Source organism: Janthinobacterium sp. GW821-FHT03A03 (genome assembly GCF_059421435.1).
Window position 1 is genome coordinate 1303680 of record NZ_JBWKUZ010000001.1, and the last position, 14625, is coordinate 1318304.

Genomic DNA, 14625 nt, shown 5'->3' on the forward strand with positions numbered 1-14625 from the left:
TATTGCCTGCGTCCCTTGCATGCTGGCTGCCGCGTGTGCCGGCGCCCCATGGCAAGCGCTTCTCCGAAAATTGTTGCTTTCAAGACAAGTAAAGACCAGTCCAGAATATGGTAAATTGCGGGATAAGAAAATTTGTTTATTTTTATAAATCCATTATTTTTTCTGATAAGCAAAGCGCATGCATGAACTGAGCAAGAAGATTTCCTTACGACATTTACAAGCGTTTGCCACCCTAGCCCGGGTAAACAGCTTCAGCAAGGCGGCGCAGGAGCTGTGCGTGACCCAGCCGGCCCTCAGCGCATCGATCAAGCTGCTGGAAAATCAACTGGGAAAAAAGTTGTTTAACCGCACAACGCACCAGCTGGAGCTGACGCGCGAAGGCAAGCTGGCGCTCGACTACACCACGCATTTATTGAATACGGCGAGCAATACCTTTGCCGATATCCAGCGCGCCATCGGCAGCGGCCGGCACCGCATCCGCATCGGCGCGATACCGTCGGCGATGGCCATGACAGCGGCCGTGGTGGCGCGCTACAGCGAACAGCATGGCGATGAAGTGGAAATCGTCCTGTCGGACATGCCCAACGACGGCTTGCTGCACGCGCTGCATTCGGGACAGCTGGATTTTTGCGTGGGTATCGAGGTGCCCGGTTCCGTCTCGCTGGAGAGCGTCGGCCTGTTCGAGGATGAGCTGGTGCTGGTGACGGCGGGACGCCATGCGCTGGCGTCGCTGAAGGAAGTGCGCTGGGAACAGCTGGCGGGCCAGGAAATCGTCGTATTTACCAAGGGCAGCATCTGGGAATTCGCCTCGAATGCGCTGCGCCAGCATGGCTTGAGCCCGTCGAGCCTGTACCAGATGATACACAGCGAGTCGCTGTATGGCGTGGTGCGCGCCGGCATTGCCGTGGGCATCATGCCCAGCCTCTACACGACCTTCCTCAACGACGAGGATCTGCACGTGGCCCCCCTGCGCCATCCCACATGCAAGCGCAAGATCGCCCTGATGCGGCGCAATGAGATCAGCCGCAACCACCATGTGGACGACTGTTTTTCAGCATTGCGGCAGGATTTACAGCAGGTCGACCAGTGGTTTTGATTGTCACCGCCGGGGCCAGCCCCCCACTCACGTCGACGCCTGCTCAGGCGCTGGTGGTGGAGAGGGTCTGACCCCAGCCTTGGCGATTACTGCGGTGCTTTGAGCAGATTCGCCAAGGCAACATACTGCTCCAGTCCCACGGTTTCCGGACGCAGGGTCGGGTCGATGCCCGCCGCCTTGATCTGCTCTTCCGTAAACATGCCGGCCAGGCAGTTGCGGATCACCTTGCGGCGCTGCGAAAACGCCTTCATGACGACCGCTTCCAGGGTTTCCTGGTCGCACGCCAGGCGTTCGGCCACGGGGATCATGCGCACGATGGCCGATTCCACCTTCGGCGGCGGATCAAACGCCGTCGGCGGCACGATGAACATCAAGGTCATGTCGTAGCGCCACTGCAGCATCACGGACAGGCGGCCATACGCCTTGCTGCCCGGCTCGGCCACCATGCGCTCGACGACTTCCTTCTGCAACATGAAATGCTGGTCCTGCACCAGCGGCGCAAAATCCGCCAGGTGGAACAGCAGCGGGCTGGAAATGTTGTACGGCAAGTTGCCCACGATGCGCAGCTTCTGGCCGGCCGGCACGGGGATTTGCGCGAAATCAAACTTCAGCGCATCGCCCGAATGGATCGTCAGCTTGGCAGGGTTGAAGGTCTTTTCCAGGCGCACGATCAGGTCGCGGTCCAGCTCGACCACGTGCATCTGCTTCAGGTGACGCAGCAGCTGCTCCGTCATGGCGCCCAGGCCGGGGCCGATCTCGACCATGGCGTCGTCCGCCTGCGGCGCGATGGCGGCCGTGATGTCGTCGAGGACGAAGCGGTCATGCAGGAAGTTCTGGCCAAAACGTTTGCGGGCAACGTGTTTCATATTCTGTTTTTCTATTCTAGAGGCGGTGTAGCGGGGTAAGACCGGTGGATATCAGGCGCGGCGGCTGGCGCGCAGCATGTGCAGCGCCGTTTGCAGGGCCTGCTCCATGCTGTGGCAATCGGCCAGGCCCAGTCCTTGCGCGGCCAGGTCCAGCGCCGTGCCGTGGTCGACCGAGGTGCGGATCAGCGGCAAGCCCAGGGTGACATTGATGCCGCGCCCGAAGGTCGCGTATTTCAGCACGGGCAAGCCCTGGTCGTGGTACATGGCCAGCACGCAGTCGGCGTCGGCCAGGTACTTGTGCTGGAACAAGGTGTCGGCCGGGTACGGGCCGCGCGCATCGATGCCGCGCGCTTGCGCGGCTGCAATCGCCGGGGCGATGACGTCGATTTCCTCGCGCCCCAGATAGCCGCCCTCGCCCGCATGCGGGTTCAGGCCGGTCACGAGGATGCGCGGCGCGGCGATGCCGAATTTCTGTTGCAGATCAAGCTGGAGGATATCGAGCGTGACGGCCAGGCTGTCCATCGTGATGGCAGCGGACACGTCCTTCAATGGCAGGTGCGTGGTGGCCAGCGCCACGCGCAGGGTCGGCTCGCCATGGCCAGGTTCGCCGGCCAGCATCATGACCACTTGCGGCGTGCCGGTCTTTTCCGCCAGGTATTCCGTGTGGCCGGAAAAGGCCACGCCCGCATCGTTGATGGTGCTTTTTTGCAAGGGCGCCGTGACCATGGCGCCGAACCAGCCGGCCGCGATGCCTTCCACGGCCGCATCCAGGGTGGCCAGCACGGCGCGGCCATTTTCCTTGTCGAGCACGCCAGGGATGACATTGTTGACGGTAGGAATGTCGATCACGGCCAGGCGGCCGGGGCCGAACTGGGGCAAGCCGCTGTTGCGCACGGCTTGCAGCGACAGCGCCGCCAGGCGGATCTCCGGATCGATCAGGCTGGCCGTCATGGCCAGGAAGGCGGCGTCGCCCAGCAGGATGCAGTTGACTTCATTGCGCATGGCCCAGGCGGCGCGTATGGAGATTTCCGGGCCGACACCGGCCGGTTCGCCGCAGGTGATGGCGATGGCCGGGCGGCGTGCAAGGGGCAAGTTACTCATGCGCAATTAATCAGCAGCATTACTGGTCGTCCGCGCGGAATTCGACGTAGGCACGGTCGCGCACTTCACGCGCCCAGTTCTCCGTCGCCTCTTCCAGTTTGCGTTCGCGCAAGGCGTTGCGCGCGGCATTGCGCTGCTTCTCTTTCGAGACGTCGTCGCTCTTGCGCTCCAGCACTTCGATCAGATGGAAACCGAAGCTCGATTCGATCGGCTGGCTCACTTCGCCCGGTTTCAGCGCATTCATGGCCGTCTCGAATTCCGGCACGGTGTCGCCCGGATACAGCCAGCCCAGGTCGCCGCCCTTGGCCGCCGAACCGTCGTTCGAGAACAAACGGGCCAGGTCTTCGAACTTGGCGGCCTTGTTGTCGAGACGCTCTTTCAATTCCAGCAATTTACGCTTGGCTTCGGCGGCCGACAGGGTCGGCGTCACTTTCAGCAGGATGTGGCGGGCATGCGTCTGCTGCACGGCGGCCACGGCCTGCGCCTCGGCCGCGCTGCGGCGGTCCACCAGTTTCAGGATATGGAAGCCGGTGTTGCTCTTGATGATGGGCGTGATCTGGCCCGGTTTCAGCTTGAGCAGCTGCTCGGTGAACAGGGGCGGCAGGCGGTCGCTCTGGCGCCAGCCGATATCGCCGCCGCTCAGCGCATCGCTGGCGTCGGAATAGGTGGCGGCCATCTTGGCGAAATCGGCGCCCGTGCGCAGCTGGCGGCTGACTTCTTCGGCGCGCGCGCGGCGGGCGGCGATCTGTTCCGGGCTGGAGTTTTCCGGGATACGCACGAGAATTTGCGCCAGGTTCAGTTCCACCTGTTCGCTGGCCGCCGCTTTTTCCGCGTCGAGGAAATTGTCCACTTCGGAATCCGAAATCTGGATCTTGGCGTCGACTTCATGTTCGCGCAGGCGCTGCATGATGATCTCATCGCGAATTTCTTCACGGAAAGTTGCAAACGGCGTACCTTCTTTTTCCATCTGGTTGCGCAGGTCTTGCACTGTCATTTTTTGCTGTTCCGCAATACGGGCAATCGCGCGGTCCAGGGTCAGGTCATCCACGCGCACGCCCATTTCCTTGGCCAGCTGCATTTGCGCGCGCTCAACGATCATGCGTTCGAGCAATTGACGGCGCAGGTCGGCAGGATCGGGCAGCGGGATGTTCTGCGCCTTCATGCGCTGCTCCACGCTCTTGATGCGGGCCGCCACTTCATTGCGCGTGATCACATCGTCATTGACGACGACGGCGATGGAGTCGATGGTCTTGCCGCTGCTCGACGCTGGCGGCGTGAAACCCTTGACGGCGGGAGCGGCGGCAGGCGCAGGCGCGGCCTGTTGCGCCCAGACACTACTGGTCGCGGCGCCGGAAATGGCGCACAACAAAACCGTTGCAATTTTGAGTTGGTGCATACTGGCATTACGCATAATGTGTAGAGCGCTCATGAGTTCAGGTGAATAAAAAAACCGGTTTGCGCCAGCGCCGGGGACACCGGCGGCGGCAACGACGACTATCTTAACGGAGTGGCTGGCTCAATGCCTGATAACCAGGGATGGTTTTTGTAAAAGTTTCCAGGCCGTTCGCGCCCAGTCCCAGGCCATTCGACAAGCCTGTCAGCTCCAACTGGAAGAAAATCGGCGTCGATGCATCTCTGGTCGACGTCACGAAACGCTGTGCGCCCATGCGGAATACCCAGCAATCGCCCTTGTATTCCAGGCCGATCAGGCTATCGACCAGGCGCCGGTCCAGCAGCGAGTAACTGATGCGGCCCACGCCATACAGGCGGTCCGTCAGCGGCCATTGCGTCGACACTTCCGCATAGCGCATGCTGCCGCGCTGGAAACGATTGCTGATATTCAATACTTTCTTCGGGCCGGGCTGATATTGCAGCGTGTAGTTATAGCTCATCAACTGGCGGTCGCTGGGATTGTACTGCACCAGGCTGTCGACGGTCCAAGTCTCGGACACGCGGCCCGTGGCCGCCAGCAGGATATCCGAACGCGACTGGTTGACCGGCGTCGTCGACTTGAGCTGCACGCGCTGGTCGGCAAAATAGAAGCGCTGGCCAAACGTCAGGCGCATGCGCTCGGCGCCATCGGGCTGCAGGAAGCGCGAGACGACGGCCGCCGTGACCTGGTTGGCATCGCCGATGCGGTCGCTGCCGACGAAGCGGTTTTCCGTGAAGATCTGCGTCAGGTTGAAGGTGCCGTTGTCCGTGTCGAAGGTCGGGAACTGCGACTGGTCGCGGTATGGCGTGTAGACGTAGAACAGGCGCGGCTCCAGCGTCTGCGTGCCGCCCTTGGCGCCGAACAGGTTCGTGTCGCGCTCGAACACCAGGCCGCTGTCGACCGAGAAGGTCGGCACGGCGCGCGTCAGCGAGGTATTCGGAAACTGCGCCTTGGTCGTGGCGTTGTTGTCGAGCTGGTATGCGCTGGCGTTCAGCATCAGCTTGGGCGTGATGAAATAGCCAGGGTGGATAATCGGAAAACTCACCTGCGGCACGGCCACCAGGCGCGAACCCTGCACCAGGGTCGGATGCACGAAACGCGTCGCTTCCGCGTCGAACGTCCAGTCGAAACCACCCCAGACGTCATATTTGCCGGCGTGGAAATTCACCGCTGGCAAACGGTCATACGGGCGCGGCACGATCACGCTGGGGTCGGGATCCTGCAGCACCTGGTAATTCTGCACGCGCGCCGTCAGGCTCCAGTCCTCGGTACGGTAGTCGGTACGCAATTCACGCAGCAACTGGCGCTCGGTGGCGGAAGCCACGTTTTTCGAAAAATCGTTCGGATAATTATTGTCGGACGCGTCGCGCACATCCCAGCCATAGGTCCAGCCCGTGGCCAAGGCCTGCTCGTGCTTGGACTTGATCAGATAGCGGTTGGTCTTGGTCTGTTTGTCGTTGGGCAAGAATTCGAACGACGTTTCGCCACTGTAAAAGCCGGCGTCCGTCTCGCCCATGTAACGGCCCGTGGCGCCCAGCTGGATGCCGCGCCGCTGTATGTATTTCGGGTACAGCGTCAGGTCGCGGTTCGGCGCGATATTCACGTAATACGGTACCGTCAGCTCAAAGCCATTCTTCGAGGCAAAGCCCGGCGTGGGCGCCAGCCAGCCCGAACGGCGCGCGCCCGACAGCGAAAACGAGATGCCGGGGGTGCCAAGAATGGGCACGCCCTTGAAATAAATGATGGTCTTGCTGCCCGTGCCCACATCGCGCCCCGTATCGAGGTTCAGGGTGCTCGACTTCAGGTACCAGTCCGGGTTCGGTCCTTCGCAGGTACTGTAGGTACCGTCGATGACGTTGGCTTCGTCGGGATTGATGAAGTCGACGCGCTCGGCCTTGCCCTGGCCGTGGCCCACTTCAAAGCGGTAGGTAGGATTGAGCAGGAAGCCCTTGCCCGTTTCCATGTTCAGCTTCAGCACGTCGCCCGTGTAGTAGTCGCCGAAACGCCACATCTTGATATGGCCGTCCGCATCGAATTCATCTTCAACTTGTTTGTAACAAGCTGTGTCGGAGGTCATTTTTGTGGTTTTTCCGCGCTCAATCACGACATTCCTGTCGAGATTGAGCTCGCGTTCCGGCCTGCCATGCATGCTTTCCGCCGTCATGACGGTGGGCGCGTCCGGATCCTCCGCATGCACGGGGCGTGGCGCCTTCTGGGCGTGAACAGGCACCGTCGTGGCGGCGACGAGCGCGCTGATGGCGAAAGCCCAGCGCTGCGAAGGGGGGGAGGCCGAAAACCAGCTCATGAATTGGAAGGGGCAAGCACCATTGACAGGCGATTTTTTGATTTGAATCCCTTATTATATGGGAATCTGTGCGACACGCCTGAAAGCTCAGGTAGCTGTCTCCGCTCACAACGTGGCAGCAAGGGCTGGCGGCGCAGGAACTGCACCGGCAAATCACCGGGATCGCAGCGATAAAACCGTCAGGAACGCTCCCGCAGTCGCTATGGTCGGCAGCACAGGCATGCTGCGAATCGGCGCCCTGCCAGGCTTGCAGCCTCGCCGCACCAGCGGCGACCAGCTATTTCCTTGCCGGCTTTGTTCCATGAGCGCCGCGCCTGTAGTTGATTTGCAAAGCGTGTCAATATTTTACATTTATTTGCAATTTTTCACATTTCAACCATGCCCTGCAGGGTTCACGATTTGTCCCGGGCCGAGCCAGGACACCCGCGGCATCCGGCGTCATCCTGGCCATGCGGGGCTGCTCGCCGGAACGGCGGGCCGAAGTTCGGCATGAAGGCAAGCGCTGGCAGTCTTGCCGGATGGGAACTGTACGGCCCCCCTTCGGCGGAACGCCTGGTGAAAAAAAACAGGGCTTGCCGGCGCGAGCGGGCCAGGCGCCATGGCGAGCAGCGCAACTTGTGCGCTGCGTGTCAATCCACGATGAAATGCAAGCCCGACGGTGTGGCCAGCACATGGAACAGCGTGTCGCCGGTGGTTCCGACACCCTTGGAAATCGCGTATTATTGCACCCAAATTGCCATACAAATGTGCACGCAAACGATTTACAGGTTGCGAAGCCGGTCCCCGTACAGGGACTTTTATCATGCTTGAGCCGTGTGCGGTGATATTCACGCGCACGGTTCTTGGGGGAAGAGCTTCCAGCAATGGGGACTCCTGCCCTGCGCACCATCAACCCGATTCCACAGGCCGCTTAATGTCACTCTCCCCCAATTCCCCTGCCGCGCCGGCCTCCGCCGACGCCCGCCTGACCCTGTTGAAAGCCTGGCTGGCCCCGCTGAACCTCGTTTCACCCGATTCCGCCCGCCCCGCCTCCAGCGACGCCAGCTTCCGCCGCTACTACCGCCTTGATGTGCTGCCAGGCAATACAACCTTGCCAGGAAGCACACTGATTGCCATGGATGCGCCGCCCGAACGCGAAAACGTGCCCGCCTTCATCAAGGTGGCCGGCTTGCTGAAGGGGGCAGGCGTGTCCGTGCCCGAGATCATCGCGCAAGACGTGGATAACGGCTTCCTGCTGATCTCCGACCTGGGCACGACCACTTATCTTGACGCCCTGAACCACGACAACGCCAGCGTGCTGTATGCCGAAGCGCTGGAATCGCTGATGAAAATCCAGCTGGCCAGCGCCCCCGACGTGCTGCCCGAGTTCGACCGCGCCTTCATCCTGCGCGAAATGAATTTGTTCCCGGAATGGTTCATCGGCAAGCACCTGGGCGCCACCCTGACGGATGTGCAACAAGCCCAGCTGGACAAGGTCTTCGATGCCATCACGGCCAATATCCTGTCGCAACAACAGGTATTCATGCACCGCGACTACCATTCGCGCAATTTGATGCACATCAACGATGGTTCCATCCCCAATCCCGGCATCCTCGATTTCCAGGACGCCGTCTTCGGCCCCGTCACCTACGACATCGCCTCGCTGCTGCGCGACGCGTATATCCAGTGGGACGAAGAGCTGGTGCTGGACTGGGTGATCCGCTACTGGCAGCGCGCCAAACAGCTGGGCTTGCCGGTGAATCCCGACATCGACGCCTTCTACCGTGATTTCGAATTCACGGCCCTGCAGCGCCACCTGAAAATCCTCGGCCTGTTCTCGCGCCTGAATTACCGCGATGGCAAGGATCTGTACATGGGCGACCTGCCGACCGTGCTCGATTACGTGCGCAAGACAGCCAACCGCTACACGGAACTCAAGCCGCTGGTGCGTTTGCTCGATGCATTGGAGAATAAAACGCCCCAGGTCGGTTATACCTTCTAGGCGCTTTCCCGCTGCGCGGCCTGTCCGCGCAGCCGACTTACCGATACTGAAAACGACTACCCATGAAAGCCATGATCTTTGCCGCAGGCCGCGGTGAACGGATGCGTCCGCTCACCGACACCTGCCCCAAACCGCTGCTGAAAGTGCGCGGCCGTCCGCTGATCGTCTGGCATGTGCTGAACCTGGTGCGCGCCGGCATCACGGACATCGTCATCAACCATTCCCACCTGGGCCATCTGATCGAGGAAACCCTGGGCGACGGCAGCGCGTATGGCGCGCGCATCGCGTACTCGCCGGAAACGACGCCGCTGGAAACGGCGGGCGGCATCGCCCAGGCCCGCCATTTGCTGGGAGAGGAACCGTTCCTCGCCATTTCCGGCGACATCTATTGTCCGTATTTTGATTTTACGCAAGTACTCGACGTGCTGGCCGACAAGGATGTGCTGGGCACGCCGTATCCGGCCGACCAGCGCGACATCGCCTGGACTTACCTGGTACCCAATCCCGATTTCCACCCGCGGGGCGACTTCGGCCTGACCTTGTTCTCGATCAACAATACGGACGACACCAAATGGACCTTCGCCAATATCGGCGTCTACCGTCCTGAAATGTTCGATGGCATCCAACCGGGCAGCCACGCCAGGCTGGGCGACCTGCTGCGCAAGTATGCGGACCAGGGCCGCGTGGGCGGCGAAGTCTACCCGGGAGAGTGGACCAACGTGGGCACGCCGCAGCAGCTCGACGCGCTCAACGGCGTCGCCGGCACCAGCCCGAAGGCGCCAACGCCATGATGGCCAACTACGCGGCACGGCGCGCGGCGCTGCTGGCGCAGATGCTGCCGGGCAGCGTGGCCTTCCTCGCCACGGCGCCCGAAGTGCCGCGCAACAGCGATTGCGACTATCCGTATCGCCACGACAGCTACTTTTACTACCTGAGCGGCTTTACGGAACCCGACAGCGCGCTGGCCCTCGTGGCCGCCAGCGCCACGGCGCCCGCGCGCGCCATCCTGTTCTGCCGCGCCAAGAACACGGAACGCGAAATCTGGGACGGCTTTCGCCATGGTCCCGAGGCGGCGCGCGCCACGTTCGGCTTCGACGCCGCCTTTCCCATCGAGGAGCGCGACGTGGAAATGGCGCGCCTGCTGGCCGATGCGCCTGCCCTGTATTACCCGCTGGGCGGCAGCCTCGACGCGCAAGTCAGGGTCTGGCTGCACGGCGTGCGGCAAAAGGCCCGCAGCGGCGTCACGGCACCCGCGATGGCGGTTGACCTCAACGGCATGCTCGACGCCATGCGCCTGCTGAAAGACCCGCAAGAGCAAAGCCTGATGCGCCGCGCGGCGGCCATTTCCAGCGCCGCCCACGCGCGCGCCATGCGCGCCACGCGGCCCGGCATGCATGAATATGCGCTGGAAGCGGAGCTGCTGTACGAATTTCGCCGCAACGGCGCGCAATTTCCCGCCTATTCCTCCATCGTGGCCGGCGGCGGCAACGCCTGCATCCTGCATTACAGCGCCAACAATGCGGCATTAAAAGACGGCGAGCTGGTATTGATCGACGCCGGCTGCGAACTTGATGGCTACGCCTCCGACATCACGCGCACCTTTCCCGTCAATGGCCGCTTCAGCGGCCCGCAGCGGGCGCTGTATGAACTGGTGCTGGCGGCGCAACAGGCGGCGCTGGACGTGGTGCGTCCCGGCTTGCCGCACAGCGCCATCCACGAGGCAGCCGTGCAGGTGCTGGCGCAGGGCATGCTGGACTTGAAACTGCTGGATCCGCAAAAATGCGGCAGCGTGCAGGACGTCATCGCCGACAAGGGCTACGCGCCGTTCTACATGCACGGCACCAGCCACTGGCTGGGCATGGACGTGCACGACGTGGGAGCCTACCGCGACACGACCGCCCCCGGCAAGCCGTGGTGCGCTTTGGCACCGGGCATGGTGCTGACGGTGGAGCCGGGCATTTACGTGCGCCCCGGCGCCGGCGTGCCGGAACAGTTCTGGCACACCGGCATCCGCATCGAAGATGATGTGCTGGTCACGCCGCAAGGCCATGAAGTCTTCAGCACGGCGCCCAGAAGCGTCGCTGAAATCGAACAACTGATGACACAGGATTAACGCCGCCGCATGCATACACCGTCCACTTTCGATCTCGCCATCTGCGGCGCCGGCCCCGTCGGCATGGCGCTGGCCGCCCTGCTGGTGCAGCGCGGCAGCCGCGCCGCCGGCATCGCCCTGCTCGACGCCAAGTCCATCGAACAGGCCAAACGCGACCCGCGCACCATCGCCCTGTCGTATGGCAGCCGCCAGATTCTGGACGAAGCTGGCGCCTGGCCCGTCGAGGCGACGCCCATCCACGCCATCCACGTCTCGCGCCGCGGCCGTTTCGGGCGCAGCCTGATGGACCGCAGCGAGCATGGCGTCGAAGCCCTGGGCTATGTGGCCCGCTATGGCGCCGTGGTCGGCGCGCTGGCCGAGGTATGCGGGCGCCTCGGCGTGGCCACCGTGCGCCCGGCCCTGGTGACTGCCAGCGCCGAAGATGGCGATGGCGTCAGCGTGCAGATCGAACAGGACGGCGCCGTTTCCAGCCTGCGCGCGCAATTGCTGGTACAGGCCGAGGGCGGCCTGTTCGGCCAGCAGCAGGAGCGCGCCGTCAGCCGCGACTATGGCCAAAGCGCCATCATCGCCCACGTGCATGTCAGCGCGCCCATCGCCCACCGCGCCTTTGAGCGCTTCACCGACGAGGGTCCGCTGGCCCTGCTGCCGCAGGACGACGGCTACGCGCTGGTCTGGTGCGTGCCGCCCACGCGCGCCGAACAATTGCTGGCGCTCGACGACGCCGCCTTCCTGGCGCGCCTGGGCGCGGCCTTCGGCAGCCGCCTGGGACGTTTTATCCGCACGTCGGCGCGCCTGGCCTATCCGCTGGGCCTGAACGCGCAGGCGGGCGACACGGCGCGCACGGTCGCCATCGGCAATGCGGCGCAAACCCTGCATCCGGTGGCCGGACAAGGCCTGAACCTGGGCTTGCGCGACGCCGCCGTGCTGGCCCGCGTACTGGCGCAGGACAGCAGCCCGGCCGGCCTGGAACGCTATGCCAGCCTGCGCCAGGCCGACCGCGGACTGACCGTGCGCATCACCGACACCATGGCGCGCATTTTTACGGGCAGCGCGCCCACGCAAGGCTTGCTGGGCCTGTCGCTGGGCTTGCTCGACGCCGTCAGCCCGGCGCGCAAAAGCCTGGCGGAACTGATGATGTACGGCCGCCGCTGAACCTTATCAATAAGGAAAGAGCACGGGCGAAAAAGAAACAGGCAGCATCTCCGGCATGGAGTAAACGGCCCGCGGATGCGACAATGACTGTCACCTGGATTCTGGCGACCGTTCCATGACAGACGCATTGCCCGCAGCACCGCCTGCCGCTCTTCCCGAAATACTCTTTTCCCGCCTGCTGGAAGACGCCCTCGACGCCGTCATCATCATCGACGAGCAGTGCCGCATCCGCTACATCAATGGCGCCATGCAAGCGCTGTCGGGCTATGCCAGCGGAGAACTGCTGGGCCAGACCCTGAATGGCCTGCTGCCAGACGCCGTCGGCGCGCAGCACGACAACCATGTGATCAATTACATCCGCAGCTCGCGCACCTCCAGCGTGCTGGGAAAAATACGCGAATTCGCCATCCGCCACCGCGACACACAGATGATCCCCATCGAAATGAAGGCGCTGGACCTGGGCGTGGTGGACGGCATGCGCTATTTCGGCGCCTTTTTGCTCGACGTGCGCGAACGGCGCGAACTGGCGGCCAAGAACGCCAGCCTGCTGGCGCAGCTGGAACAGCAGGCGCTGTACGATGCCCTCACTTCGCTGCCGAACCGGCGCGCCTACGAGGCCCAGGCCGAGCAGGCCATGGCGCGCGCGGCGCGCAGCGGCGCCGCGCTGACGGTGGGCGTGGCCGACCTTGACCATTTCAAGAAAATCAACGACCGCCATGGGCACGCCGTGGGCGACGCCGTGCTGCGCAACGTGGCGCAAGTGCTGCGCGATACGGGCCGCGTCACCGACGTGGCGGCGCGCATGGGCGGCGAGGAATTCGGCCTGCTGTTCCCCGACGCGACCTTGCAGCAGGCGCAGCTGGTGGCCGAGCGCATCCGCGCGGCCGTGGCGGCGGCCGTCACCGTGCTGCCGGACGGTTCCGCGCTGCATGTCACCATCAGCATCGGCCTGGCGCCGCTGGCGCGAGGCGCCAGCATGGATGCGGCCATGTCGGAAGCCGACAAGGCCCTGTACGTGGCCAAGCACCAGGGCCGCAACCAGGTCATGGCCAGCGCCGCCGAATAAAAACAGCCCGCGCAAGGCGGGCCGTCCGGGCGTCGCCTGCAGCGCTGGCGTTTATTCGACCGCTTTCAGCATGTCCTCGATCACCTTCTTGGCGTCGCCAAATACCATCATCGTGTTCGGCTGGTAGAACAGCTCATTGTCCAGGCCCGCATAGCCGGACGCCATCGAGCGCTTGTTGACGATGATGCTCTTGGCCTTGTACGCCTCGAGGATCGGCATGCCGGCGATCGGCGATTTCGGGTCTTTTGCCGCCGGGTTGACGACGTCGTTCGCGCCCAGCACCAGCACCACGTCCGTCTGGCCGAATTCACCGTTGATGTCTTCCATCTCGAAGACCTGGTCGTACGGCACCTCGGCCTCGGCCAGCAGCACGTTCATGTGGCCCGGCATGCGCCCCGCCACCGGGTGGATCGCATACTTGACGGTGACGCCCTTGTGCGTGAGCTTTTCCACCAGTTCCTTGAGCGAATGCTGCGCGCGCGCCACGGCCAGGCCATAGCCTGGCACGATGATGACGGTTTCCGCATTGCCCATGATGAAGGCGGCATCGTCGGCCGAGCCCGATTTGACGGGGCGCTGTTCCTGCGCGCCGCCGCTGGCCGCGGCCGGTGCATCGCCGCCGAAGCCGCCGAGGATGACGTTGAAGAACGAGCGGTTCATGGCCTTGCACATGATGTACGACAGGATCGCGCCCGAAGACCCCACGAGCGAGCCGGCGATGATCAGCATCGAGTTATTCAGCGAAAAGCCGATGCCCGCCGCGGCCCAGCCCGAATAGCTGTTGAGCATCGACACCACCACCGGCATGTCGGCGCCGCCGATGGGGATGATGATCAGCACGCCCAGCGCAAAGGCGATCAGGGCCATGATGATGAACGGCGTCCACGCCGGCTGCACGCCGTCGGCGAAGCAGAAGGCCAGGCCCAGGCCCACCATCACCAGCGCCAGCACCAGGTTGAGCATGTGCTGGCCCTTGAAGCTGACGGGCGCGCCCTGGAACAGGCGGAACTTGTACTTGCCTGACAGCTTGCCGAAGGCGATCACCGAACCGGAGAACGTGATGGCGCCGACAAAGGTGCCGATGAACAGCTCGAAGCGGTTGCCGATGGGCAGCGCCTCGCCGTTTTTGGCGATATTGAAGGCCCACGGTTCCGACACGGCCGCCACGGCGATGCAGACGGCCGCCAGGCCGATCAGCGAGTGCATGGCCGCCACCAGTTCCGGCATCTTCGTCATTTCCACGGTTTTTGCCAGGTAGGCGCCGATGGCGCCGCCCGTGACGATGCCGATGATGACGAGGGTCAGGCCCATGCCGCCCGTCTGCTGCTCCTTGAGTTTCAGGATCAGCGCCACGGTGGTGACGGCGGCAATGGCCATGCCGCTCATGCCGAAGGCATTGCCGCGGCGCGCCGTCGAGGGCGACGACAGCCCTTTCAGGGCCTGGATGAAGCACACCGACGCGATCAGGTACATCATCGTCACCAGGTTCATGGTGACGAAGCTCATGGCGTGA

12 protein-coding genes are annotated in these 14625 nt (G+C 63.3%); 7 read left to right on the forward strand and 5 right to left on the reverse strand.

Annotated elements, in window-relative coordinates; translation table 11 throughout:
• Window positions 1-178: 178 nt before the first annotated feature.
• Window positions 179-1096 carry a LysR family transcriptional regulator gene (locus AC07VI_RS06045; protein WP_086144673.1) on the forward strand — a complete coding sequence of 306 codons (918 nt, stop codon included), beginning with the start codon at window positions 179-181 and terminating at the stop codon, window positions 1094-1096.
• A gap of 86 nt (window positions 1097-1182) precedes the next feature.
• Here the strand turns inward: AC07VI_RS06045 and rsmA are convergent, their stop codons facing one another.
• The 4 genes from rsmA to AC07VI_RS06065 all read right to left on the reverse strand — a co-directional run bounded on the left by rsmA (window position 1183) and on the right by AC07VI_RS06065 (window position 6800).
• Entirely contained in the window at window positions 1183-1962 is a 780-nt protein-coding gene (gene rsmA, locus AC07VI_RS06050) for a 16S rRNA (adenine(1518)-N(6)/adenine(1519)-N(6))-dimethyltransferase RsmA (protein ID WP_099374055.1), read from the reverse strand.
• A gap of 51 nt (window positions 1963-2013) precedes the next feature.
• Entirely contained in the window at window positions 2014-3063 is a 1050-nt protein-coding gene (gene pdxA, locus AC07VI_RS06055) for a 4-hydroxythreonine-4-phosphate dehydrogenase PdxA (protein WP_086144675.1), read from the reverse strand.
• Between the two features lie 19 nt (window positions 3064-3082).
• A complete protein-coding gene (locus AC07VI_RS06060; RefSeq protein ID WP_226936402.1) occupies window positions 3083-4459 on the reverse strand; it encodes a peptidylprolyl isomerase in 1377 nt (458 codons plus the stop codon).
• A 103-nt stretch (window positions 4460-4562) separates the two neighbouring features.
• Window positions 4563-6800 carry an LPS-assembly protein LptD gene (locus AC07VI_RS06065; protein ID WP_086144677.1) on the reverse strand — a complete coding sequence of 746 codons (2238 nt, stop codon included), beginning with the start codon at window positions 6798-6800 and terminating at the stop codon, window positions 4563-4565.
• A gap of 671 nt (window positions 6801-7471) precedes the next feature.
• On the opposite strand from AC07VI_RS06065, the gene AC07VI_RS06070 reads away from it, so the two are divergent.
• The 6 genes from AC07VI_RS06070 to AC07VI_RS06095 all read left to right on the forward strand — a co-directional run bounded on the left by AC07VI_RS06070 (window position 7472) and on the right by AC07VI_RS06095 (window position 13112).
• Complete coding sequence (locus AC07VI_RS06070; RefSeq protein WP_492996152.1) at window positions 7472-7624, forward strand: HNH endonuclease; 153 nt, start codon at window positions 7472-7474, stop codon at window positions 7622-7624.
• A gap of 89 nt (window positions 7625-7713) precedes the next feature.
• Window positions 7714-8781, forward strand: a complete 1068-nt coding sequence (locus AC07VI_RS06075; protein WP_086144678.1) for an aminoglycoside phosphotransferase family protein — start codon at window positions 7714-7716, stop codon at window positions 8779-8781.
• Between the two features lie 62 nt (window positions 8782-8843).
• Window positions 8844-9572 (forward strand): N-acetylmuramate alpha-1-phosphate uridylyltransferase MurU, encoded by a 729-nt coding sequence (gene murU, locus AC07VI_RS06080; RefSeq protein WP_492996155.1) that lies wholly within the window; start codon window positions 8844-8846, stop codon window positions 9570-9572.
• The gene (locus tag AC07VI_RS06085; RefSeq protein ID WP_172404691.1) at window positions 9572-10894 is read left to right on the forward strand and encodes an aminopeptidase P N-terminal domain-containing protein; all 1323 of its coding nucleotides are present in this window, start codon (window positions 9572-9574) and stop codon (window positions 10892-10894) included. Before murU ends, AC07VI_RS06085 begins: the two co-directional genes overlap by 1 nt.
• 9 nt (window positions 10895-10903) lie before the next feature.
• Window positions 10904-12046, forward strand: a complete 1143-nt coding sequence (locus AC07VI_RS06090; RefSeq protein WP_492996156.1) for a UbiH/UbiF/VisC/COQ6 family ubiquinone biosynthesis hydroxylase — start codon at window positions 10904-10906, stop codon at window positions 12044-12046.
• Between the two features lie 115 nt (window positions 12047-12161).
• Window positions 12162-13112: a GGDEF domain-containing protein gene (locus AC07VI_RS06095; protein WP_086144682.1), complete on the forward strand. Its 951-nt coding sequence runs from the start codon at window positions 12162-12164 to the stop codon at window positions 13110-13112.
• Between the two features lie 51 nt (window positions 13113-13163).
• Here the strand turns inward: AC07VI_RS06095 and AC07VI_RS06100 are convergent, their stop codons facing one another.
• On the reverse strand, window positions 13164-14618 hold the full coding sequence (locus AC07VI_RS06100; RefSeq protein ID WP_086144683.1) for an NAD(P)(+) transhydrogenase (Re/Si-specific) subunit beta: 1455 nt from the start codon (window positions 14616-14618) through the stop codon (window positions 13164-13166).
• Between the last annotated feature and the right edge of the window lie 7 nt (window positions 14619-14625).

Bases quoted from the DNA above. Each gene is read 5' to 3' on its own strand.
- AC07VI_RS06075 (WP_086144678.1), top strand. From the start codon at position 7,714: ATGTCACTCTCCCCCAATTCCCCTGCCGCGCCGGCCTCCGCCGACGCC.
- AC07VI_RS06100 (WP_086144683.1), bottom strand. From the start codon at position 14,618: ATGAGCTTCGTCACCATGAACCTGGTGACGATGATGTACCTGATCGCG.
- pdxA (WP_086144675.1), bottom strand. From the start codon at position 3,063: ATGAGTAACTTGCCCCTTGCACGCCGCCCGGCCATCGCCATCACCTGC.
- AC07VI_RS06070 (WP_492996152.1), top strand. From the start codon at position 7,472: ATGGAACAGCGTGTCGCCGGTGGTTCCGACACCCTTGGAAATCGCGTA.
- AC07VI_RS06085 (WP_172404691.1), top strand. From the start codon at position 9,572: ATGGCCAACTACGCGGCACGGCGCGCGGCGCTGCTGGCGCAGATGCTG.
- AC07VI_RS06060 (WP_226936402.1), bottom strand. From the start codon at position 4,459: ATGCACCAACTCAAAATTGCAACGGTTTTGTTGTGCGCCATTTCCGGC.
- rsmA (WP_099374055.1), bottom strand. From the start codon at position 1,962: ATGAAACACGTTGCCCGCAAACGTTTTGGCCAGAACTTCCTGCATGAC.
- AC07VI_RS06090 (WP_492996156.1), top strand. From the start codon at position 10,904: ATGCATACACCGTCCACTTTCGATCTCGCCATCTGCGGCGCCGGCCCC.
- AC07VI_RS06095 (WP_086144682.1), top strand. From the start codon at position 12,162: ATGACAGACGCATTGCCCGCAGCACCGCCTGCCGCTCTTCCCGAAATA.
- AC07VI_RS06065 (WP_086144677.1), bottom strand. From the start codon at position 6,800: ATGAGCTGGTTTTCGGCCTCCCCCCCTTCGCAGCGCTGGGCTTTCGCC.
- AC07VI_RS06045 (WP_086144673.1), top strand. From the start codon at position 179: ATGCATGAACTGAGCAAGAAGATTTCCTTACGACATTTACAAGCGTTT.
- murU (WP_492996155.1), top strand. From the start codon at position 8,844: ATGAAAGCCATGATCTTTGCCGCAGGCCGCGGTGAACGGATGCGTCCG.